Source organism: Roseibaca sp. Y0-43, from assembly GCF_020667835.1.
In the GTDB taxonomy this organism is placed as follows: domain Bacteria; phylum Pseudomonadota; class Alphaproteobacteria; order Rhodobacterales; family Rhodobacteraceae; genus Roseinatronobacter.
This window is the reverse complement of record NZ_JAFMPR010000018.1, coordinates 1-23,890: the sequence shown is the minus strand read 5'-3', so window position 1 is coordinate 23,890 and position 23,890 is coordinate 1. Positions and strand designations below refer to the sequence as shown.

The 23,890-nt window shown below is 52.4% G+C and carries 18 protein-coding genes and 1 pseudogene; 9 read left to right on the top strand and 10 right to left on the bottom strand.

What is annotated here, in order from left to right:
* The first annotated feature begins 196 nt into the window (after positions 1-196).
* The gene (locus J1C52_RS14490) at positions 197-1,114 is read left to right on the top strand and encodes a glycosyltransferase family 2 protein (RefSeq protein WP_255618536.1); all 918 of its coding nucleotides are present in this window, start codon (positions 197-199) and stop codon (positions 1,112-1,114) included.
* A gap of 321 nt (positions 1,115-1,435) precedes the next feature.
* On the opposite strand, the gene J1C52_RS14485 is transcribed toward J1C52_RS14490, so the two are convergent.
* On the bottom strand, positions 1,436-1,759 hold the full coding sequence (locus J1C52_RS14485; protein WP_227428647.1) for a hypothetical protein: 324 nt from the start codon (positions 1,757-1,759) through the stop codon (positions 1,436-1,438).
* Between the two features lie 301 nt (positions 1,760-2,060).
* Between J1C52_RS14485 and J1C52_RS14480 the strand changes: the two genes are divergently transcribed.
* Positions 2,061-2,987, top strand: coding sequence for a hypothetical protein (locus J1C52_RS14480; protein WP_227428646.1), 927 nt, complete (start codon positions 2,061-2,063; stop codon positions 2,985-2,987).
* Between the two features lie 19 nt (positions 2,988-3,006).
* Entirely contained in the window at positions 3,007-3,795 is a 789-nt protein-coding gene (locus J1C52_RS14475; RefSeq protein WP_227428645.1) for a CFI-box-CTERM domain-containing protein, read from the top strand.
* Positions 3,796-3,954: 159 nt separating this feature from the next.
* On the opposite strand, the gene J1C52_RS14470 is transcribed toward J1C52_RS14475, so the two are convergent.
* The 5 genes from J1C52_RS14470 to J1C52_RS14450 all read right to left on the bottom strand — a co-directional run bounded on the left by J1C52_RS14470 (position 3,955) and on the right by J1C52_RS14450 (position 10,615).
* Complete coding sequence (locus J1C52_RS14470) at positions 3,955-4,392, bottom strand: BLUF domain-containing protein (RefSeq protein WP_227428644.1); 438 nt, start codon at positions 4,390-4,392, stop codon at positions 3,955-3,957.
* A 534-nt stretch (positions 4,393-4,926) separates the two neighbouring features.
* Positions 4,927-7,038: a calcium-binding protein gene (locus J1C52_RS14465; RefSeq protein ID WP_227428643.1), complete on the bottom strand. Its 2,112-nt coding sequence runs from the start codon at positions 7,036-7,038 to the stop codon at positions 4,927-4,929.
* Positions 7,039-7,514: 476 nt separating this feature from the next.
* Complete coding sequence (locus J1C52_RS14460; RefSeq protein ID WP_227428642.1) at positions 7,515-8,852, bottom strand: Fic family protein; 1,338 nt, start codon at positions 8,850-8,852, stop codon at positions 7,515-7,517.
* Positions 8,853-9,113: 261 nt separating this feature from the next.
* Positions 9,114-9,728 (bottom strand): SMC-Scp complex subunit ScpB, encoded by a 615-nt coding sequence (scpB, locus tag J1C52_RS14455; RefSeq protein WP_227428641.1) that lies wholly within the window; start codon positions 9,726-9,728, stop codon positions 9,114-9,116.
* Between the two features lie 2 nt (positions 9,729-9,730).
* Positions 9,731-10,615 carry a DUF1403 family protein gene (locus tag J1C52_RS14450; RefSeq protein WP_227428640.1) on the bottom strand — a complete coding sequence of 295 codons (885 nt, stop codon included), beginning with the start codon at positions 10,613-10,615 and terminating at the stop codon, positions 9,731-9,733.
* A gap of 125 nt (positions 10,616-10,740) precedes the next feature.
* Between J1C52_RS14450 and J1C52_RS14445 the strand changes: the two genes are divergently transcribed.
* From J1C52_RS14445 to J1C52_RS14435, 3 genes and pseudogenes are all read left to right on the top strand, one after another.
* Positions 10,741-11,838, top strand: a complete 1,098-nt coding sequence (locus J1C52_RS14445; protein WP_227428639.1) for a tyrosine-type recombinase/integrase — start codon at positions 10,741-10,743, stop codon at positions 11,836-11,838.
* A 618-nt stretch (positions 11,839-12,456) separates the two neighbouring features.
* Positions 12,457-13,620, top strand: coding sequence for an ATP-binding protein (locus tag J1C52_RS14440; protein ID WP_227428638.1), 1,164 nt, complete (start codon positions 12,457-12,459; stop codon positions 13,618-13,620).
* 315 nt (positions 13,621-13,935) lie between these two features.
* Positions 13,936-14,136: pseudogene (locus tag J1C52_RS14435) on the top strand (IS3 family transposase); the annotation flags it as partial.
* Here J1C52_RS14435 and J1C52_RS14430 read toward each other — a convergent pair.
* Positions 14,133-14,936, bottom strand: a complete 804-nt coding sequence (locus J1C52_RS14430) for an ABC transporter permease (RefSeq protein ID WP_227428637.1) — start codon at positions 14,934-14,936, stop codon at positions 14,133-14,135. The pseudogene J1C52_RS14435 and the gene J1C52_RS14430 sit on opposite strands and share 4 nt — an antisense overlap.
* A 295-nt stretch (positions 14,937-15,231) precedes the next feature.
* On the opposite strand from J1C52_RS14430, the gene J1C52_RS14425 reads away from it, so the two are divergent.
* Positions 15,232-16,272 carry a sugar transporter gene (locus J1C52_RS14425; RefSeq protein ID WP_227428636.1) on the top strand — a complete coding sequence of 347 codons (1,041 nt, stop codon included), beginning with the start codon at positions 15,232-15,234 and terminating at the stop codon, positions 16,270-16,272.
* Between the two features lie 24 nt (positions 16,273-16,296).
* Positions 16,297-16,950 carry an ABC transporter ATP-binding protein gene (locus tag J1C52_RS14420; protein WP_227428635.1) on the top strand — a complete coding sequence of 218 codons (654 nt, stop codon included), beginning with the start codon at positions 16,297-16,299 and terminating at the stop codon, positions 16,948-16,950.
* Positions 16,951-17,022: 72 nt separating this feature from the next.
* On the opposite strand, the gene J1C52_RS14415 is transcribed toward J1C52_RS14420, so the two are convergent.
* The 3 genes from J1C52_RS14415 to J1C52_RS14405 all read right to left on the bottom strand — a co-directional run bounded on the left by J1C52_RS14415 (position 17,023) and on the right by J1C52_RS14405 (position 22,343).
* A complete protein-coding gene (locus J1C52_RS14415; protein ID WP_227428634.1) occupies positions 17,023-19,329 on the bottom strand; it encodes a glycosyltransferase family 2 protein in 2,307 nt (768 codons plus the stop codon).
* Between the two features lie 401 nt (positions 19,330-19,730).
* On the bottom strand, positions 19,731-20,825 hold the full coding sequence (locus J1C52_RS14410; RefSeq protein WP_227428633.1) for a ParB N-terminal domain-containing protein: 1,095 nt from the start codon (positions 20,823-20,825) through the stop codon (positions 19,731-19,733).
* A gap of 150 nt (positions 20,826-20,975) precedes the next feature.
* A complete protein-coding gene (locus J1C52_RS14405) occupies positions 20,976-22,343 on the bottom strand; it encodes an AAA family ATPase (protein WP_227428632.1) in 1,368 nt (455 codons plus the stop codon).
* Between the two features lie 441 nt (positions 22,344-22,784).
* On the opposite strand from J1C52_RS14405, the gene J1C52_RS14400 reads away from it, so the two are divergent.
* The gene (locus tag J1C52_RS14400) at positions 22,785-23,810 is read left to right on the top strand and encodes a replication initiator protein A (protein WP_227428631.1); all 1,026 of its coding nucleotides are present in this window, start codon (positions 22,785-22,787) and stop codon (positions 23,808-23,810) included.
* Positions 23,811-23,890 lie beyond the last annotated feature (80 nt).

Sequence of the window (23,890 nt, the reverse complement as noted above, 5' to 3'; positions counted from 1 at the left end):
AAGCCGAGGAGAAATATAAGGAGGCCTTGAAGTCAGACAAAATTGCAGCTTGAAATACGAACTCAACAGTCTCCGGCGAAACCGGAGCGGTTCATAGCTCTCTTTTGGCCGAAATAGCCTTCGTGTGGATCTTGTCTGATCGTATTGTTTGGCCTACTGCCACAGCATGTCGCGCGTATTGTCTGCCACTTCCCCGATGCATGTTCAGATTCTGATGGGAACCTATAATGGCGAACGCTGGATAGGTGCCCAGCTTGACAGCTTGCTTTGTCAAACTCATCAAGACTGGTCGCTTTGGGTCAGCGATGACGGCTCTCAAGATAGCACACGTGAAATTCTTGCTGACTTTACTGCGCGCCACCCTGACCGTGTGGTGCGTTTCTTAGAGGGGCCACGGCAGGGGAGTGCCGCGAATTACCTGCATCTATTGTGCTACCCTGATCTGCAAGCTAGTTACGTGGCGTTAGCGGATCAGGATGATGTCTGGCTTCCAAACAAACTAGAGCGTGCCCTAGGCAAGTTGCAAGCGGCCGGGCCGGATCCTTGTGTTTGGGCAGCCCGCTACATGTTATGCGATGCGGATTTGACGCCTCTCAAGACATCAGGCGGACAGCGTCTTGGTCCATCTTTCTCCAATGCGTTGGTGCAAAATGTCCTTTCGGGCCATACTTTAACGCTGAACCCGGCCGCTGTAGCCTTGCTCCGCAGTGTGGGCAAAGTACCTGTGCCGCATCACGACTGGTGGATATACTTGGCTATTATGGCTGCCCAAGGCCAAGCGATCCTCGACAATGAAGTCGTACTGCTCTATCGCCAACATTCGACTAATACAGTGGGCGCGAGGCAGATGCGACATGCCCGGTTGAAACGCTTCATTGGACTGATGCGGGGTCAATTGGGAGAGTGGATCGACCAAAACCTTTCTGCACTGGTGGGTAGCAGCTTAGAACTACAGCCAGACGCAAAAGCTCTGTTGCAGGCCTGGCCAAAAGCTGGATCGCTGTCATGTAACTTGCGTAGAGCTCGTTTACTCTACAGATGTGGCGCGCATCGTCAGTCGCGTGCTGAAACGGCTTTGATCTATCTAGCCGCACTGGCTGGACGAATGTCATAAATGGTATGAAGCTTTTCTTCAGCTAGTATTGCCATGACCAACACTCGTCATCGAATTCAGGTTTTTCAGGTTCCTAGAAGGCTGAGCAGCTAGACCAATCGCATGCTGCCAGAGGTTGTCTGACAGACCTCGTCGTTGCCAAGAAAATTCAGGTTCAGCGGATTAGATATCCGCCATACCATCAGGTTATATTATCAATAAATTATGATATATTATCAACCAAGTGGGCTCCTTAATGCTTGTTTTGCTGCACAATACAGTCAAAATGCTGCTCATTTACAGGCCTACCGAAAAACAGCTCAGAAAGCCCAAAAAGCTTGATCAGCGCGCGGTGGGGCTTGGTGGATCCGGAGTGCGACGCGCATCGCGTCGGGCACCTTCGGCGGCCACCACCTTCCCCTTAAGCGCGATCAAGCCAAGCGCTTCGATCGCGGCCTCCAGTTCCGTACCCCAACAGGCCGGTACGCTGGCAAGTGTAATCCGCAGCCACGCCGCGTAGGCCGAGACCGCAATCCACGTCCGGCCACTTTCTCCCACATCACGAGTCCGGCGCAGGGCCTTGCCGTCAACCGCGATCACATCTCCGTCCTGAAGGAGCACCGCGACATCGGGCAGCACGCGCCCGAAGGCCGCTTCGAGCGCCATGGGATCCCCTGCCTTAACCATGGAAAGAACTACCTGGGCAACAGAGCCCGGATAGTACAAATAATACTAAACCTTTCTGTATTTTTCTCATTACCACTAACCGATGTTTCACGATTAGATGATCTAATGATCTGAGAGCATAGTGGCCATACCTACTCAATAAATAATGCTCTGTTATATAATATAGAAAGTGTGGACCTTAAGGTTAATTAATCCCCTTAAAAATAGTAATAATTATGCTCTTATACAAGAAATATACAAGCCAAGTGAACCATAATAGAAGACAAGGTAGAGGCCGAAGATGAAGAATGTACTTGTTCACCTCCCACTTCCGCATTTCAATTCGGATCAACTCGTAAGGAGCTTGATTTCCAACAAAGTAGTATATGAAAAAATAGGCCTAAGTACGCCAGATCCAATCATCTATCGAGAAAAATTCACCCGCCTATATGATGGATGGAGAATTTCAAATAATAAATGCGAATCAATATCAGAAATTAGAAATATTTTTGAAAATATTTCTACAGACATTTTTATATCGCTACCAAAAATACCGTCAAGGCCTGAGCATATTGTGGATGCATGCGGTCTTCTTCCCAATCTTGAGATAAGCATAGACATGCTTAAGAATATCTTCAACAAGCACAGAATAAATATTCTAATTGGAATAGTGAATCCTTCAAGCCTTATAGGAGCTCTTGTTCAAACCAAGGTCATAAGTGACGATGCGCCCACTTCAACCTTCGCAACATCTCAGAATTATTGGTATGATTCAATAGGTGGTTGTGCAGATGAAAATCCTGATATTAGTTTTATTGCTTGGCGACATGAAGACGCACACATCATATGGCCAACTATCTTACGTTTGGTTGGCTCTGTTCCAAACAAGATTCCAGCTCCGGGATGCCTAGATATGCTAGCGAATTATATTGACCGGAATAGGGTTAAAAGTCTTGAGGTTGCAATTAAATCTTCTTGGCCACAATCAGATGCATTTATCCAAAAAATGATTAAAGAATGTATTTCATTTGATACTGGCTGTAATTCCGTTGGAAGGAAAATAAAAGTTAATGGTTGGACAAGCCAAATTTTTGATAAATTTGAAGAAGTATATGCGGAAGATTGCCGATTACTTGCAGGCGATGACAGTATTGCCTTCATACAACCTGAGACAGAAATCAAATGTCAACATGCACAAATTCACCGCTCAACACTGAAATATTCATGACGTAACATGAAGGTGAGATATGTCAGATCCTGAAGAGCAAAATGTTGCTTCTAATACTAACTCGAGCGGGACCACTGACATCCCCGCCTCAATCGGTGATGTTCCGCCGCAAGCCGATGAGAGTTATGATTCAACTCGTGACGACGCAGATGTTGCGAACTTGGTTGAGCGGGATCCTGATGATGTGAATGATAGTATTGGTCCTCAAGGCGACGATTCGGTCTCCACGTATGAAGACAGTGCAGAAATTGATCCCAATCTAGACGAAATAGATCTGCTATCTGCTGATATGTGGTTCCTAGACTGCGGCTGTACTGTCGACGACGTATGCTTAACTGAAGCGCATGACGCCATTGATGACAATGACGAAGAACAAAGTGAAGAGGAGCCTCATGAACCCGAAGATGAGGCAGATTCCGAAGATGACGGTATCAACGAAAATGACACCCCAGATGGTACAAACAATTTTCTACGGGTAGTGGCGTTAGATTTCGCAGATGAGGAAGACCTTGAAGATACGTCAAACAGTGCGGCCCAAGACCGTTCTGATGACGAGGATAGCACTTGTTTTGTGGCAACAGCCGCATTTCGAGACACATGCCACCCTGATGTCGTATTCTTAAGACGCTTCAGAGATGATTTCTTGGTGACAACGAAGGCAGGCCGTCGATTCATCAGGCTGTACTGGGTTCTTGGCCCTAAGCTTGCAAGACCTGTAAAAAAGATAGATTTTCTTGCCTATATATTTCGGAAGCTTATTTCCGCGATCACGGCCTTTATCCGGGTATTTTGGAATCCTGGAACCTAAATTGTATTTTATATACATGTATTAACGGCCATATAAGCCATGCTATTTATGGCTACCTGACCGTTGATACAGAACTTTGATTCGTAACAGCGAGATGTTATTCACTCATCGTCCAATATTCCAGATATAATTTATATTCATTCAATAATACGCCAGTAATTAAATATATTTAATCTCTCCGGAGAAGGAAAGGTATGCTGCGGAAATGCTACTTGGATACTTTTTAGCGCCACATGAAATTAAGTGATTTACAAGAAGCAAAGGATCATGCTCAACATGAAACTTCAAAATTTCTGGGAACTCTGACGAATCCAAATATCCCATGGGAAGACTAGGAACAATTGATCTATGTTTTACATCCTGCTCAATACACCACTCAATATTATGCCTAGGATCATTTTCAATCAGTTTATATATTGAATTGACTCGACTCGAATCACCTTCAATAATTTGCAAATAACGCCATTCCGACCAGCCCAGCAAACCAGAACAAGCATTAGAAGCGTTGCGGACCTCTGATGCTTTAATGATCGAAGCTATTACTTCACTTGGCGGCGCACACGCTATGCTAGAATAAGAAACTCTTACTGATGCCATAGATCGTCACACTCAATTACAGAAGCGGCTCTTGCTTAACAAAATAAATGAAACTTGCAACAGAAAATTCGCTGGAGCTGATATGTTGGATTCAGCAGGCAGGTTCACCGGAAGCATTATACAGGCTGGAGACTTTGTTGATGCGACCATCCTGCTTTGTGGATCGTTGTAGATCCACCTGGACACACAGATGCTGTCGGACAGTCACGTCAACAAGCCCATGCTGGGTCAGGACAGAACACCACAATTGCGCACCAGCCATGAGACAACCCTCAGAAGCTAGGCTCCTGAGGGGTCGAGGCATCTATATGAATGTCCAAAGACAATTCATGCATGTTTCTTCAGTAAGTTGATAAGTTTATCTGCTCAAATACAGTGTCACAGATAGAGGTTAATTTTGTCTTACTTTTTGGCTGCCGAAGCTGAGCACATGTTCACGAAATCGGCGGCAGGCCAGTTTGCCATGTATACGCCAAAGCGGCTCAAGCATGGCAAATCAACTTTGATGAAGAAACGCCTCATTGTTTTCGCCCTTTATTTAACCTTCAGCTTGAAAAGCCTGATAAGAATACGAATGAGGCCTTTCGAGAGCTCTTGGAGGATCGTACTTTTTCTTACTGGGATGGCAAGGACAGGCCCGACGCGCCAGTAGAAGTCGATGAATGCTCGTCCCCAAATGCGCTCGACCAGCCATTCGTCTCGGAAACGCCTTAGATAAACTACTTCCGGATGCCATGGGTCTTGATAAGCGGCAGTTGCTACGAAACATGAACTACTGCCTGACTGAGCTTCTCCATCTCGTTCGGTCTCTTCGGCTTCCTCTTCATCTTCTTCGTCATCTGACATCGATGGTACGGTTGGAGCCAGCCAAAGATCTTCAATAGGATCGCCCCCAGGCTCTGGATCAGGCTCAGATCCGTCCTCAAGACTTCTTGCGTAAAAATACCCTCCGGGCTCACCGCTATCAAAAGCTGATGCCCCATATTGAAGACCCTCAATTTCAAGGGCGGGTGGAGATGCGTCGCCATAGAACCCGTTCTCTACCAGAATCTGCTGTGCTAACTCATCCTCTGGATCCGTTGATATGACGAGCAAGGGGTCATTTTCAGAAGCACGGATCTCAGCAGCCGCTTGAAAGTCTGCGAGAGAGACCCCTTGCAATTCTATCGAGGCCTCTTGTCCATAGTTCACGATAACGTTTCCATCATCGCTTTCTAGGATCTCAACCGATAGGGGATCGATTTCATGCTGGATCGAAATCTTATCGAGACCAACCTTAAAGTCTGTAATCAGTGTGTGCCCAGAATCGAATGCAAAGTGGAACCGGTTGACATCAGAATCTCCCCCTCCACCAGTCAAAGTATCGTCGCCGAGACCTGCGACGATTACATCGGAGCCCCATCCTCCATTGATAAGGTCATCGCCACGTCCACCTACTAAGAGATCATCGCCCCCGCGACCTAGAATCGTATCATCTCCATCGCCACCCCAAATAACATCGCTTCCCGTACCACCATCTAGACTATCGTTATCAATACCACCCGCAATTAGATCATCTCCATCACCACCGTAAACGGTATCATTGCCAGTATTCGCATCTATGATATCCGAATTGTTGCTACCATTAATAACTTGCTCACCGCGGGAACTATCCGCGTCTTTATTCGTCTTTCCTGCAAATACATGGGCGGGCTCATCAGAAGATGAATCAATATTTACCTCTGAGCCAGGCGGCGTCCATACAAGTTCAATTTGCCCATTGAAACCTTTGAGAAAATCCTCTGGAACATAGTTAGTTGGATTAAAATACTGCACTGCCTCCGCAGCTCTCAATTCGTCAAGTGCGCTTGGCAGAAGAAAGTGCCGTTCCTCACCAACTAGATCTGAGATGCCATTTTGTAGATCGCGTGCACCGTCCAGCGCATAGAAGACATTATCACCAATTGCTAAGAAAAACTGCTCCCCCAAATTTTCGGATTCATATTCTGGATGAGATATTGATATGACACGAACATAAGCCTCTTCGCCATTTTCAAGCTGAATTGTGCGCGGAAGATCCTCAAGGTCTATTATTTCTTCACCAATTTTAATTTTATCAATTGACGGATCAAAATCATCTAGGCGGCCGACTATCGGCGCGTCAGCCTGCGAAACATTTTGAAAAATAAAGGTGTCAGATCCATGCCCGCCATAGGCATGATGCCCTTGCATCCCAACAGCATCTGCTGACTTTTTGACATCCAAGATAAATGTATCGTCACCGCGAGCTCCATACATGTGAATTTGCCCGCTCGTCGGTACAGAAGCCTCTAGCGTGTCATTTCCATTAAAGCCGACTAACGAGGTGCCTGAGTGATCTATCGGCCCTGGCTCACGATGATGAATGATGTGATCATCTTGATTTGTGCCAAGAAGTGCTCCTCGCGTAGCATTATCTTCTACTATATTTGGCTCCAAATTACGGCCCTGGGGACCATAATCTGGACGATTAAACATCGATTCATCGTTAAAGGGTAGATCTTCAGACACATGTGAGTGATCTGGCGTGCCCATATACTGATCCGCCGTTTTTTGCGGCATTTCATTTGATTGAGGACCACGCGCTGCATGGCCTATCGATAGCTTATATCTGAGAATCGTCATCATCTTCACCCCACCACGAGCAATGAAGCGACGATACAAGCACGGTATTAAGTGCTGCCTAATATGAAAGGTTTACGCTGAACCATTATAATATAATTTTATTTTGATTTTTCTTCTGATTTATCTTAAATATTTCAGATAATTTTATTACATTAAATCATTGTCAGATTTTACAGATCCACTGGACTCTGATGGTGTGACCGCCCCCCGACAGCATCAGTGTGCCTAGGTTGGTCTACGTAAAGGACGCCCTTGCTGGCATCACCACGGTAGGCCGCCAGACGAAGAAAATCATTTCGGCGGTGCGACACCTCGGGCCATATTACATTCCGCAAAGGAGCCTACTCTGGCGCCAACCTGCTAAAACCACTGTCCGTGTTGAAAAATGTTGAAATCTCTTCCTATCGGAGCTTGAGCCAAATTTTGGTTTAAAGACTTTGTCTAGACAACCGCTCTGACCCGGCCAAAGCGATAGCTCTTTAAGAACTTCGTAGGCGCGCGGCCAACCCTGCATCACCCAATTGCTCTAGATCTGGCAGGGTCACTCCTTCCAGGTCATCTGGTTTCAGCCGATAGCGGATTACGTTGCCTTCATGTAGCCCCGCGATCTGCTCACGAACGTAAGCGACAGCATCCGCTCGATCAGCATCGGGCACGCCAGCAGCCAAAGCCATCTCATCAACCGCATCGTTTCGGAACTCCTTGAATTCGAGAACGCATCGCCGGACCGCGGCGCGAACGAATTCCCGATAGGCAAGCGCAGCCTTTTTCGGGCTCGTAACCTCAGCGCGAAGAATTCGGTACTTTTCCGCGGACGCTAGGTACGCGTCCATGTAGACCTCGCGCAGCAGCGCGACATTGTTCAATTCATAGATCCCGATGAGCCCGTCGATATAGTCGCTGTCGTCCATCGTCGTGAACGACATCGGCGCAAGGCCTGACTTCAGAAGTGGAATGTTCGAGGCCACGCGCGAGGTTCGCTTGTTGACGTCGGCAAAGGCCTGGAGGTGCGGAATGTGCACCAGGAGGAAAAAGGACTGCTCGAACGGATCGGTGATCTGCGCAGCCTTGTGCAGCAGGATGTCGAACTCCTCTGCGATCGTGACCGCATCGTCGAGCGGTCGATAGCTCGAGTGCGAGATGCCGACCGGCATCGCTCGCAATCGGCCCGACATCGCAGGGTCCACCAGAAGACCATCCGAGAGCAGCGCATGAATCGCGAACAGATCAGGTCGCCGAAGCCCGATCTCATCGAGATTGTCGACCACATACTGGATGGCTTCCTTATGGTTGAGGATCATCAGAGCTTCTTTTCGATCCTTTCCCGCTGCTTCTTCGCCAAACCTGATCAATCGCTCGGTCTGCAAAATATCGTAGGTGTTCCCCTCCATTCTGGACGACGCCCAGCTGAGATCGACCAGAAGCTGTTCAAGGATCCGGCGCGCGTATGTTCCGGCCGGAATTACGCCTCCCTGCGGACGGCCAGCCTCCAACAGTCTTTCGCGGTCAGGTGCAGACAGATACCAAGTCTTTCCTGGAACGTATGCATCGAGAAACTCCGGTCGATAGGGCACAGGTGCTCGCCTGTTGTACGGCGTCGACAAATACGCCCGGACGACCGCGCCCCCGGCGACCCGGTATCCCGTGGCCCTACCCTTGCCAGATACCTCGAGGCGGCCTTCTTCAACCATGCGCTTCAAGAGGCGCCATACAGTGGTTTCGCTCACATCCCTTGCAACGCCCTTCCGGATGGCATCGCGTCCGGCACCCGGGTTCTCGCCAACAAAGTCGAGAATATCTTGATCCGACAAGGCCATGAAACGATATCCCGCAAGTGTGAAACGATTAGGATATTGATACACATGCTTTTTTCCTCGACGCAAGTTTTCGTTTCACAGATTTTGCAACGATTCAGGCGTCAGGACGCAAAAGCCAACTTCATCAGAAAGATGAGACGATTATCACCTTGAAATTGTGAGTGTTTCTGGATCTCCGCACGAAGCGTTGCACTGCTCATGAAACGATAAGCAGGACGACCGAGATTGCGTCAGGCATCGGCAACGGAGACCGGCAACGCGTTACCCGAAATCGACTTGTGAAGCTTCCGCGACAACCCCAGCATCCTCCAACTGCTCCCGATCGGGAAGATCGAGAAGGCTCTTCAATCCGAAGGCAACCAGGAACTGCTCTGTGGTGACGAAGGTATAGGGGGCCCCTCGTCGGGGCGACCGCGGCCCGGTCCCGATAAGCTCGCGCGTATGCAGTCGGCCGATCAGGTCGCGGCTGATTTCCTTGCCGAAGATGTCCTTGAGTCCGTCGCGCGTGATCGGCTGGTGATAGGCGATGGCCGCGAGCACCGCGACATCGAATTCGCTCAGATCGAGTAGCTGATCCCTGACATCCGCCGCTGCGCGGATCGCAGGGGCGTAGATAGCCCGCGTCCGGAACATCCAGCCGCCGGCGACATGGGCAATCTCGAAGGCCCGCCCCTCCAGATCGGCGGCGAGGTCCTCGACGAGAAGATTAATCGAAACCCCCTGTCCCACCACCCGCGCCAGGTCGTCTCGCGGCACAGGGGAGGCGGAGGCGAAGAGGACTGCCTCGATCCGGCGCATCCATTCCCGCCAGCGTAGCTCCGGCGGCAGGTCGGGTAGCTCGCGGTCCAGGTCTGGTTCAGAGCGATCCTTCGCCATCCCTATACCCCGTAGAGCCGGAAAGTATCGCGCCCGGTCAGCTCGCGCACCGCGCCGAGGTCGACCAACCGGTGACAGAGCCGCCGCGCGGCGCGATCCGGCAAAGGCAAGGCCGAAGACGCGACCGCATCGCGGGTCAGAAACATCTCGACCGCCTTCTCGGCCCCCTTCGCCCGAAGCTTCGGCGCAACGGCTTTCAAATGCGCCGCCCGCCGCGTGAGGTCGGCGGCGAGACGCACGGCCTCGACTGCCGATGAGACCAGCGCACGATGGCAGGCGAGCCTCAAGTCATCGCCTTGCTTGCGCAGGTCAGCGCGTTTCAGACCAGCCGCCAGCAGCGGCACGACATGATCCCAACCGAAGGCTTGCGCGAGGGCTGCATCTGCAAGGATCAGGGCCGCTACGTCCGCACGTGGCGCTTCCGTCAGCACCGCCTCCAGCACCATCGCCGCTCGGCCAACGGGCGCCCCCTGCCCCGCATCTAGCCACGTCGCGATCTGGCCCGGCGCGAGGGTCGGCAAAGCTCGGCCCAGAGCCTTGATCGACAGCGGCCGTTCCACAGAGCGACGCAAGGCCAGGCAGGTTTCGCCCGCTGGTCCGGGAAGATCGCCGGGCCGCAACAGGTGCACCGCATCGCGCAGCTCCCCTGCCCGCTCCGACCGCCCAGAGAACGCGACGCAAGCCTCTGCCGCGCGCAGCGCGCGCCGGTCCCGCAACAAGGCTTGGGGCACCTCCACGCGTCCTAGCACAACATGCAGGTGGTTCAGTGCCGCGCCCGACAAAAACGCAACATCTTCAAAGGTTTCAGCGCGTGCAGAGGTGACCCAGGTGGGCATCCGGGGGAACGTGTCGAGATAGCTGGTGTGATCCGGCCGGGCAAATGTCATGCCCAAAGCCTACACTTGCACGGCGCTTTATTCCAGAAAATAGCAGCTTAACCGCCTCACCTTGCGCCTTTCTTATATGTCCAATAAGTTTGCATTATCGGACATTAAGGAATGTGCTCTGCAGCATGTCAGAAAACACTGAGAAATCGAGCTCGGACGTGCCAATCGGGCCTTCGTCCAACGAGGACAACGAGAGAGATCGTCCTGACGGCGAGGCGTTGCGCCTGCCGTCCTTTGTGGCTGGCTCCGGCACGCTCGACCGGCTGGTCGACACCGCCCGGGACTATGCGCGCGCGGCGGCGTCTGACAACACGCTAAAGGCCTACGCGAAGGACTGGGCGCATTTTGCGCGCTGGTGCCGGATGAAAGGCGCGGAGCCATTGCCTCCGTCACCGCAAATGATTGGGCTTTATCTCGCCGATCTGGCATCCGGTGCGGGCTCTTCCCCTGCCCTTTCGGTCTCGACAATCGAGCGGCGCCTGTCGGGTCTTGCCTGGAACTACGCACAACGCGGCTTCACTTTGGATCGCAAGGACCGCCACATCGCGACGCTGCTGGCGGGGATCAAGCGCAGACATGCTCGCCCGCCGGTGCAGAAGGCAGCAATCCTCGCCGAGGACATTCGCGCCATGGTGGCCGCCTTGCCCTTTGACCTGCGCGGGCTGCGCGACCGCGCAATCTTGCTGTTGGGATACGCGGGCGGTCTGCGACGGTCCGAAATCGTCAGCCTCGATATGCATAAGGACGACACGGATGACGGTGGCGGATGGATCGAGATCATGGAAAAGGGCGCCCTCCTGACCCTCAATGCCAAGACCGGCTGGCGCGAGGTCGAGATCGGCCGCGGGTCCAGCAATCAGACCTGCCCTGTCCATGCGCTCGAACACTGGCTGCACTTTGCCAAGATCGATTGCGGCCCGGTCTTCGTCGGCACGTCACGCGATGGCAAACGCGCGCGCAACACGCGGCTCAACGACAAGCATATCGCCCGACTGATCAAGACCTGCGTTCTGAAGGCGGGCCTGCGCCCAGACCTGCCCGATGCAGAACGCGTCAAGCTCTATTCCGGCCACAGCTTGCGCGCAGGCCTCGCCAGCAGTGCCGAGGTGGATGAACGCCATGTCCAGAAACACCTTGGCCATGCCAGCGCCGAGATGACCCGGCGCTACCAACGCCGCCGCGACAGGTTCCGCGTAAACTTAACAAAGGCGGCAGGGTTGTAAGACCCCTGCCCTGCTGGCTGCCTGAATTCAGCTCTTTATGACTCCGGAAAACTTTCCATATGATGCGTGATGATTGATGCGTGGAGCAGCGCCTATGAGAACAACTCTTTCTATTGATGACGATGTCCTGCTAGCAGCCAAGGCGATCGCGGGGCAACAAGGACGCAGTTTGGGTGAGGTAGTATCCGAACTTGCTCGGCGCTCGCTGAAACTGGGCCTCTAGTGTTCTACACCTGACACAGGATTCCGATCCGCGGCTTGATGTGCCACATTCGTGGCATGAGACGTTCCGACATCTGCCTTTACCTTGACCCACTGGACGGGCAGCACCTAACAAGGTCCATCCTGCACGGCGCGAACGACGGGCTGCGCGAGAGGTGATGCGCGATACACGTGCCGCTTGGCACGATACATTTGACATGGGACGGGAAATTGCGCCTGCAGTGCGTATTCTACATTGAGCACAAACGCTTGATGCCTTCTCCCCCTTGTCTGCACTGACTGATGCAGGCAGCCGCTGTCGGCGAAGATGCTGCTGGAACGGGCCGAGAGACTGGGGTTACTTGACTGATGATAACAACCTTGCAAATCTTCCATCGTATGGAGTAATTGCAAGGTATGTACCAACGTCGTACCACACGGACAGTTCAATCCGCGCTCGACGCTCAGGCGGCTGTTGTCCTCTTGGGGCCTCGGCAGGTTGGCAAGACCACACTGGCGCTTGAGATAGCCGAGCAACGCCCATCTGTGTACCTCGATCTGGAACGCGACGCTGATCGACGGGTCCTGACAGAGCCCGATCTGTATCTTGACGAACAGGTCGGCAAACTCGTCATCCTTGATGAGGTCCAGCAGATGCCGGACCTGTTCAAGGCCCTCCGCGGACAGATCGACATGCGACGGCGCAAGGGGGCCCGCACAGGGCAGTTCCTCCTGCTTGGGTCTGCATCGAATGTGCTGCTGCATCAATCAGCCGAGTCCCTTGCCGGGCGCGTTCGCTATATCGAGATGCCACCTCTCCTTCTAGACGAAGTGGGCCCGGACAGGTTGAACGACCTGTGGCTGAGAGGCGGTTTCCCGGACAGCTTCCAGGCGGACAACGACCGGGACAGCCTGACTTGGCGCGAGGATTTCCTGCGCACCTACCTCGAGCGCGATATCCCTGCCCTTGGGCCGCGCATCCCGGCCGCCACGCTGCGCCGCTTCTGGACGATGCTGGCGCATGCGCAGGGTGGACTGCTGAATGCAGCCGCACTGGCCGGGGGTCTGGGTGTCTCGGGTCAGACGGTAGGGCGGTACCTTGATCTGCTCGTCGACCTCATGCTGGTGCGGCGCCTGCAGCCTTGGCACGAGAATGCCGGCAAGCGCCTTGTGAAGTCGCCAAAGGTCTTTGTTCGGGACAGCGGCCTTGCCCATGCCTTGCTAGGTCTTGGTTCGATAGAAAGCCTGCTGGGGCACCCGGTGGTCGGTGCAAGCTGGGAAGGGTTTTGCATCGAAACGCTGATCGCCGCAGCGCCAACGGGGACCGAATCCTTCTTCTATCGGACTGCAGCCGGAGCTGAGCTAGACCTTGTTCTGCGGCTTCCTGGGGATGCGATCTGGGCCATCGAGATCAAGCGCACCACTGCACCCAAGGTGTCGCGAGGTTTCCACCTGTCGGTCGAAGACATCAAGGCCGACCGGAAGATCTTGGTCTATGCCGGTGAACGGGAGGTGCCGGCAGGTGACGGGCTCAGAGCAATGCCTTTGGCTGCCGCCGTGGAGCAGTTGCGCAATCTATAGCGCTCTCAACGTACATCAAAGACATGTCACGGCGCTGCGCCGCGTCTAACTTAGCCGAGGGCAAACAGAGCTGCTCCCCATCTGTTGGACAGTTTCTGGCGAATTGCATCTCGCGCGATGCGGACTGCGCAAAACGGGGTCCAAAAGACGCGATGCGTCGCACAGAAGACACTGCGCGCGTGGCATTTGTCAAAGGACGCCAAATCGGCCCATGGGCCACATGTGGCCACCTCCGCCTGTGCCGGGAGAAAGCTGGCTTGTACGAACTTGGCAAGAAATAGGAACGTATACTTCACACGGTTTGCACAGGCAGACACGTTCAAACGCTACCATTACAACAGCCATAGCCAGCTGCGCGCGCACCTCGCCGACTTCATTGCAGCTTATAATTTCACCCGCAGACTCAAGACCCTGAACGGCCTCACACCCTACGAATACACCTGCAAGGTCTAGACTTCAGAGCCAGACAGATTCGTCGTCAACCCGATCCACCAGATGCCGGGACTGAACACCTAGCGATAGAGCAACTCGCGATGATATCGACGTAACAGCAAAAGACCTGTGACCATGGGGATCAACGTACAGAACATGACGAAAACCACTGATGTATACTCAGGCCGGTACATCGGGTAGAAACCCTCGCGCATTATCCCAGTTAGGTGAAGCACTGGGTTATACCATAGAACAGTCTGCGCGAAGGACGGCAAATCGTCATAGAGAAAGATGACGCCTGACACCAGAAAAAGAGGGCGTGTCAGAATCGACCATATCTGTTGCCAGGCAGTAAAACGTATGAACAGAAAAGCGTTGAGACACCCTACACCCAGCCCCAGAAACGCCGCCAGCCCCATAGCTGTAAAGATGTGTAGCCAGCTCAGTAGCGTATCGATATCCTCATAGAGGATGACCCCGCCGATGATCAGAAAAGTCACCGTGAAAACGACAAGCGCATTGAGCAAAAAGCGCGCGGCGATCGCATCAACCCAAGATACACGCGGGTAGCGCAACAATGGCTTCGAAAACGTCAAAGCATGGCCAACCTGGCCTCCCAATGTGGTGAAGGTTTGCAAGACCAGAAATCCGGTTGCCTTGAACAAAAAGAAGCTGGTGCCGAGGGCAGGTGACCTTGCGAACACGGACCAAGCGAAGCCCAAGACAACGATCATGCCCAAAGGTTCGATAATTGCCCAGATATAGCCACCTGGGGTTCGGCCATAGCGCGTTGACATCTCTCGCAGAACCAATGCTGCGACTGACCGCAGAGCCGACGTTATCGGGGATGTCGGGCGACGAGTACTAAAACTATCCGATGGCATACAGATGCCCCTCAACCCTGACAGATGATAGCAAATGATAACTTGGGTTTCAGCCAAGTCCTTGGTAACTGGAAATCGTGGCACATTCCACTATCGGATGGCACAAAGATCGAAGGCAAAACAGTCCATGGTTGATAAGGTGGAGCCCAGCCCTGACAAAAGAGAAAAACAAAGCGATAGAATGGCGTTAGAGGCTACGAACATACGGCCCCCAGCTCGTTCTGTTCGCTGGAAGCTACGGCATAATGGGTTGCTTCTAAGCACTCTCGTTGTCATCGGGCTACCGGTGCTGCTCGTGACGATCTATCTGACATTTTTTGCAAAAGATCAGTATGCCTCAACAGTCGGCTTCACCGTAAGACAAGCCGAAACCAGCGGTGCAAGCGAGTTAATGGGCGGACTAACCTCTATCCTAGGAGCCGGCGCTCAAAATCATTCAGACTTGTTGTTCGAATTTGTGCAAAGTCAGGAAATGGTTCAGCTCGTATCAGAAGACTTTGATCTGATAGGGCATTACAGTCAAAACTGGCCATATGATCCTATCTATTCGATTTGGCCAAGTGCAACGATTGAGGATCAAACTTGGTTCTGGAACCGCATGGTGCGAGTAACTTATGATAAAGCGTCCGGCATGATGGTGCTGCAAGTGCGTGCACATGACCCAGAAATAGCTCGCGAACTTGCGACACTCATCATTCGCCAGAGCGAGGAAATGATCAACAGGCTGAATAGCGAGGCACGCGCCGATGCCACGCGAAACGCCGAGGCGGACCTAGAGACTGCCCTTGAGAGATTGCGTGCGGCTCGCGAAGCGCTCGTCAAGCTCAGGGTCCAGACCCAGATCGTCGACCCCGAGGCAGATATTGAAGCGCAAATGGGGGTGCTTATGAATTTCCAGCAACAGCTGGCCGAAGCACTTGTCGAGTATGATATTCTCTCACAAACATCTGAGCTAACTGATCCACGTCTGCGTCAGCTAGAGCTTCGCATCGAAGTGATACGTGAGCGCATCCGTGACGAGCGGCTGAACGGTGTCGAACGGAATGTGACCACTGATGGGACGGATTACCCAAACCTGATCGCTCAGTTCGAAAGACTTGAGGTAGACCAAGCTTTCGCTGAAATTGCTTATCAAGCAGCTCTAACAGCTTTAGATGTCGCTCGTTCAAATGCGGCACGACAAAGCCTTTTCTTGGCCAATTTCATTCGGCCAACTCTGGCACAACGCGCGGAATACCCACAAACCATTCAAGTCATAGGCCTGACTTTCTTCTTTGGCCTGATGTTTTGGGCCGTACTTGCTCTGGTCTATTATAGCCTGCGTGATCGTGGGTGATACGTTATTGCTTCCGGAGGGCGGTTGATCGAATTTCGCAACATATCCAAGGGTTTCTGGGTAAGGGGAGCTTACAAACCCGTAATCCGCAATCTCAACCTTACCCTACCGAGCGGCCGCTCCTTGGCACTTCTAGGCCGAAATGGGGCCGGCAAATCCACGTTGTTGAATATTGTTTCTGGCACAATGCGGCCAGATACGGGAGAAGTCCTCTCCGATGGTAGCGTGTCTTTCACAGTAGGTTATGCAGGTAGTTTCCATCCTGAAATGACAGGCGCCCAAAATACGCGCTTCCTGGCAAGAGTGTATGGCGTCGATACAGACGAGCTATGCGATTTTGTCGAGGATTTTGCTGAAATTGGACAGCACTTCCACATGCCAGTGCGCACCTATTCTTCAGGCATGAAGTCACGTTTGGCTTTTGGGGTGTCGATGGGGATCAAGTTCGACACTTATTTGATCGACGAGGCCACAGCCACGGGCGATGCACGCTTCCGCCGAAAGAGCAAAGATGTCTTTCGAGCACGCATGGGTGAAGCTAGTGCCGTGATGGTGAGCCACAGCATGGCTGATATTCGCGCCTTCTGCGATGCAGGACTAATACTACATGATGGCCGTATCGAGGTTTTTGACGACGTCGAACAGGCGATCAAGCGGCACCAAGAGCTGGTGGCTTGATGGGACCACCAACCTCGTTATCGTGAAAGGGCGAAGAAACCTGCTCTGAAAGCTTCGGGCTTGGGGTGCATATCAAGAATTGATCACAGCAAGTACTTCTGCAGCTAGCTGTTCTGGAGAATTATTGCGCGAACTCCAAGGCAGCAGCACGCCGTTGGCCGCTGAACGAACCGCATCGCCTTGGGCACCCAAATCAAACGCCATAGTCGGCAGCCCAGTGGCTAGGCACTCATGAACGGTGTAGGAAAACGTCTCCGGCCAGACCGATGGAATAAGCCAGTGCGAGACACTATAGCGCGCCGCCAAAGCAGGGATATCCTCTATGGTATAAGGGCCGTGTATTGGAACGTGCGTCCCCAAATCGAAGCCTGGCGCTATACGTCCAATCACCACTAACTCGATATCTTCAGAGCCCCGCACCAGACGAGCGAGGGCTTCTACAACAGCAGCCCCTTTTTGGGGCCCAATCGCCCCTAATACACCAATAACCCGAGTGCTCGCTTTAGGATTGGGCAAAGCCGATATGGGCTGCAACAAGTCATGCGGCGTCAAGGCAATCTTATCTTGCCCCACAGGAAATGCTTCGGAAACGATCTCCGCACTAGAATTGGAAAAGACAACTAACCGGTCCGCAACATCGACCACACGGGCCCAAGCGCTGCGCCAATCCTTCAGTGTTGTAACAGCCCCATCAGAGGCTTTCCAAACATGGGCAGGGTCCAGCCTGCCCACCGAAGGCACACCACGATACACGCCATCACTATCCAACAGTGTATAGGACGGACTGATGGGCAAATAATCGTGGAACAGAATGTCGAGCGGCGCACCCTCTGCCAATCGCACGAGGGTGTCAGGCAGCGTCACCAATTCTGGATCTCCAGCAGCACAGGAATAAATGATGCGCCGCCGTTTGACGTTTTGCAGCATCGCAACTACGGGGGCCATGTCTTCAGCATTGAGAACAAGCTGTCCGGCAGGACTATCGAACTCAATGCGCACCCGGAATGCCCCACCAAGACGGAGCACGACAGAAACAGGTGTCTCCGCGAGCTGCGCCTGAAGATAGTGCTCTGCCCCACCGCCTAAAGAATGCGCGATGAATACAGGAATTTCAGAGATATCTGGGAGGCTATCTGCCCACGCTAATGCGGCCAGCAAACGCGCTGTACTTAGAGGATCGGTACGAATAAAATCCTGTACCAACTGATCGTAACCAGGGTACCGATCAGCTATAATAGCATTATTCTTTTGGACTAAAGTTTGCTTTTCTGGGCCAAAGCTCGCCCCTCCACGATGCTCTACAAATAGATTGGGCGCAGCGACGTGTCTGCCTCCCAAGGCTACAGCGCGGCGGCACCAATCGACTTCTTCGCCATACCCGCGACCGAAGCATAAATCAAAAGATCCTACCTCTTCTACCCAAGCGCGCGCTAACGCCATACAGAAGCCCACACCAGTGGGCGCACTTACCAAAGGCGCATCCAATGCTATTCCATGGCGCAACACACTATCAACATGATCACCCTGAGCCTGTCTGAGAGTCGTAGGACGGCATATTGCTGGTGCACCGAAGATCTCAGCATCATTCGATAGCGGAGTGACGCTGGCTACATCCGATAGCCGCAAGGGTGCCACCAGACGCTTCGCCCAGTCAGATGGAAGCATAGCGTCACTGTTTAACAGGACAATTGGTCCGGTTTCGCGCAGGTTCAGGGTATGTTCAAAGCCGCGATTGATGGACGCTATAAACCCTAAATTGGTATCATTCTCTAACAGCGTGACCTGCAATTGAGCATCGCCAGTGTCTTCTGGTTTCTCAGCGCAACGCTTCGCATGCTGTGCTGTCCAATCGCGTAGCCATGGACGGACAAGTGGGTCAGGAGAACAATCCTCAATTATGATCAAGTGGCAGGGCAAATTGGTATGGCGCTTTAACCGATCCAACACTTCAGGTAACAAACTGAACGCGTTATAAACTGGTAGAAGCACCGTTATGTGAGCGAGCTCGGGAGGCAACTGATGCTGTGAAGTGCCTTCTGCAAGCTTGGCCAAATATTCCGGCCGGAGCAGAGCATCAACGACATGTGGACCAAGCTGTAGGACTCGCTTTATTCGGCGACGAAGATCAGGATCTCGGCGAAGCAACCCCAGAACAATCATTGGTAATGCTGGGAACAGCGCGCCCCAGAACTTCCAATTTAGCTTCCGCTCTGCACGGGTTTTAGCAGAATCCAAATCAAGGTCATGATTGATTTGAACAAGAGCACCGTCCTGTTCCAATGCAATCAGAACAGGACCATAAGCGAAGGGAAGGCTCACCTGAAAGCCGATATTTCTGCGACAACCTAGGGCCTGTGCGACGTCTGCTCGGTCTTCCATAGGACGCCGTTCTACTTGCACATCACCCGCGCTTACACGCAACCGAGACGCATACGTCCATCCTCGCAGGTATAAGCGTCCATCTTTTAAGCGTACTTCCTCGACGTGCCCCAACGATTGGCCAGAGTCATCCGCCAGTTTACAACCAGGTAAGGTCACTTCCAGATGTGCATACCGGTAATAGGCTCCGACCCATTTAAACCGCACCCAAAGAGAACGGATGGATTGGAACATCCTACGCATAATGGAACGATCCTCTTGGTCTGCCCGCTTTTTCTGGTTCACTGCGCTAGCAGAGCTTGTTCTCCAAGCATGTGCCATCATTCAGCGGCGCGAGCAATGGCCGCAGCCACCAGTGCACATTGCGTCTTGTCGAAGAGCTGCGAGTCTTACTGACGAGGTCAAGCTTTGTGTCGTAGCCACGCAATCAACTGCTCGCGCAATTGTTTATCTACATTACTACCTGATAGCGTCAGTGTCATCTCACCAAGGTCGCCTTCCGTATCGAGATTTATCCCGGCACGAATTTCCTCTCGTTGCCTTGCGGGCTTCACACTGGTTTTCGATTCGACATTGTACCGAGAAGGCGATCGTTGTTTGCTCGGTTTCTCGTCGGAATCGATAGCGGGGTTAGCCTTTTCAAGCCGCGAGCCACTGGACAAGGCCCGCTCCAACAAAGCGATTTCTTCCTCCGGAGAGCCTGGATTTGCCTTGCGCAATCGATCCGCTAGCCTCGAACCAAAGACGGGGTCATCTTCTATTGCGCGCGCAAGTGCCAAACCCAGACGCTCAGAGATTGCGGAAGCAAAGCGCAGCCGTCCATCAAGCACGCGCCACAATCCAAGGAAAGACCCGATCTTGGAGCGCTTAGCGCGGCTTGCGGCTGCGAAAAGCCCAGCAATAGCCGCGCGTGTATCTGGGTATACACCGGCTTCGGCGGCAAGCGCAGCGATCCGTGCTCGCTCATAATAACTCAGGCCTGCACGTATCTCATTTTCTTCGACCATAGCACGATAAGATGCGGCCATATTTTCGGGTGCACGTGGCAACGCAAGCACACGACCAAACGCAGGATCGCCTGTCTCGGCAAACAAGTGACGCAATGCGCGCAAGCGACGCCAACCAGAAATCAGCCCAAACCGACCGTCGCCGAGCGCTGTCACTTCGATTGGCATTTGCTGTCCACGATCACGGATCGAAGAAATCAGATCATTCATCTCCTGAGGATCTGCACTCAGCCGATCACGCGATATGTGCTCCTCGTCAATCTGGTCCAAATCCAGCCGCAGAAGTAAACGACCTGAGCTGCGTGCATCTTCCAGCTCCGCCGTCAATGCGGCGATAGCGGCTTGTGCTGAACTATCACCGGCAACTTGAGCAATTGGTGCGGCACGGCTTGGAGGTGATACTTGCAGAGATGGATCAAGCTGCCCGGCAAGGTGTGACTTCCCTTCAAGATCCAGACTATTGAAGCTCAACCTCTTACGTTTCGCCATATGTGACTACCTCCGTCAGCTTCTGAGCTTCACCTATGCCCATTAGGTTCTTTACAGCTCTGTTGAAATTCCAGAAGAATTTCTTTTTTTTATATATAAAACAATAACTTAGTATATTAGCGTTTCGCGTGCGAAACATGTGCAGTGGCATCAACCCTTCTCTGCGCGACGCCAACTTCCAACGACTAGGCGTTTGAACATTGCATAGGTCGCGTCGAAGGTTTCCCGGCCTCGGATATATGTCTCGCGGTTGAAGTCACGGTAATCGGCTTCATATATGCCGGCAACCTGCTCACTTGCCTGTCCTATTAGCGCTGTGAACTCCTGCCGTTCAGAAGCTAGCACAGAGCCCAACAATCCCTGCATAAGCGCTGCAAATTCTGCTTGCTGGCTATTATCATAGCGCGTGATAAGCGTACGCACAGCGTCCCATTCAAACCGTAAACCTTCCCGACCTAGCGCTCGAGCGACGATGTTTTCGCCTTCTTCTATGGATTGGAATGTCGCGTGCAACATGTCGAAAAATCGTCCTGTGCTATCGAATTCCAGGAAACTAGCGCCCGTTGGGACAAGCAGAATATCGGCAGCGGTTAATCCATTGATGGTCAGGTATCCAAGCGCGGGAGGCGTGTCGAGCAAGACAATATCGTAGTCATCTAGGACACCGTCTTGCGCTAAGCTGTCTGTAAGGGCATCCCACAACTTCCAGCTACGCGCCCCCATGCGCCAAACAGGAATCTGAAACTCTGCCCAGTACAGGTTGAGCTGAGCACCGATAATATCAATGTTGTGCCAATGTGTACTTTGAATCAGGTTGGACGCTGTAAGCTTACGTGCTTCGTCCAAAGTGTCATCCAAAGGCTGGGGAGCTTCACCACGCGACAAGCGTGCTTGGTTCTCGGCCATTAGGTGTTTCGCATAGTGACGGGCCAGCAGGGGAAAAATTGTCTGCCACTCATCGGCAACTTTCGTGCCGAATATCGAGCTGATCGAACCTTGGCTGTCCAAGTCGATTACCAAAATGCGGTAACCATCAAGCGCAGCTGACATGGCTAGATGCGCTGTTGTTACTGACTTGCTGACACCACCTTTGAAATTGGCAATTGCTGCAATTCTCGCGGGCAGTCCTTTGGGTCTGTAGGGTACATAATCTTTATGCTTTGCGCCCTCTTGGGCGAAGTACTGCCGTAATGTCAGAACCTCTTCAAGCGTGAACCATTTAGATCCTTTTTCAACTTGGGCAGATCCTTGAGGGAGGTCAGGATTTGCTTTCAGGACTCTGCGGAAATGTGCTTGTGCGACGGGGATCATGTAGCGGGTGATCTCCCAAGTAGAGAAGAGCCTTAGATGCTTCTTCCCCTCTGTATCCATTCCTCGGGCAGCAAGCACAGTACGTCCATTAGCGAATCTTTGAGCAAGCTCTGCAAAATCTGCACTACCAAGCGGATCCCCAAGCTCCACTTCGGCGCGATCAGGCGCGATTCCAAAATAGGGAGGATTCGGATTGTTCTTGTTCATCTCTATCACCATGTATCGATATTTTTATGATATACTCATAATTTGGTGATGTGAAGTAAATTTAGCTATATGCACAAAAAATCTATATTTTCTAAGCACTTAACTGCATGTAGTTTTTGGATACTACAGTTGGTGGTCCTTCTGTTCTTTCTCATCCGCTAGTTAATTTATGTTAGTATTATAGTTACGGTGGCAACCTGATCAGTAAAACACTTTATTATCAATGGTTTGTTGTTCACTTCGACTGTTGAGCGATTCTGAAACAACGATCGTCCGATTCTGAAACGCCGTGTCTCTGACTCTGAACCACCGATATTCCGATCGGCGCTGCTGGACACGTCCTGTGGATAAATTTAGGCTAGCGTCAATGAAACCACGAAGATGGCCTCGCTTTGTCAGGGGGCGTTTTTCCCAGATTGTTAGGCTTGGGATGACCAAAGTATGAACAGTGGACTTCTGCCAGATCGCCACCCTCAGGGTGACTTTTTTGTCTGCGACATCTTTAGTGCTCACCCCAAAGATGACTTGGCATCGATGGAGCATCCTCTATTCTCGTTGTCCACACGGCCTGATCTTCGTGTGCTAAGCTATGCACATAATGGTGCCGAAGTTGTCGTCACTCCCTCTGTGCGAGGCTTGGCAACAATCCATGACAAAGACATTCTGATCTACTGTATCAGCCAATTGGTTGCTGCCCTTAATGCTGGACGTGATGTCTCACGCTGTTTGCGGCTACGAGCGCATGACCTATTAGTCGCCACTAATCGCGATACTTCGGGTGATGCCTATAGGCGGTTACGGGAAGCATTTGAGCGGTTAGCAGGAACGCGGATCACCACCAATATTGTGACAGGTGAAGTTGAGACTACGCGTGGTTTTGGCATGATCGAAGAATGGGAAATCTTGCGGCACACTCGGGGTGGTCGGATGATCTCGGTTAGTGTCACATTATCGGACTGGTTGTATCGCGCGGTCTTAGCGCGATCGGTCCTTACATTGAGCCGCGACTATTTTCGTTTGCGTAAACCGCTTGAGCGACGAATCTATGAATTGGCGCGTAAGCATTGCGGACGTCAGTCCGAGTGGTTTGTCAGTATGGCAGTACTGCATAAAAAATCTGGTGCTGCTTCGCCCTTGAGAGTGTTTCGCAAGATGTTGCGCGATATGGCTGCTCAAAATCATTTGCCTGGGTATGAGCTGCGGATCGATGAGGCGCAGGATATGCTTCACGTAGCTGCACGCCGCGCCGGGCATAAAGATGGTAAAGCGGATGCAGTGTTCATGTCTGGTCTGCCACCATTGGACGCGGCTACATTGGGAAAGGCTCGCTCTCATGCGCCTGGTTGGGATGTTCATGCGCTAGAAGCCGAGTGGCGCGCTCACTGGCTGTCCACGGGCCGCCCACACTTGCGTAGCCCGGGGGCCGCATTCATCGGCTGGGTACGCAAGCGGGTCAGTAGTGGGTGAGGCGTTTTCTAGCCTTCAGACAAAGACGAAGTCTCCTGGGTTGAAATCAGCGCTTGCTAAGCCGGTGAAGAAGAGACTGT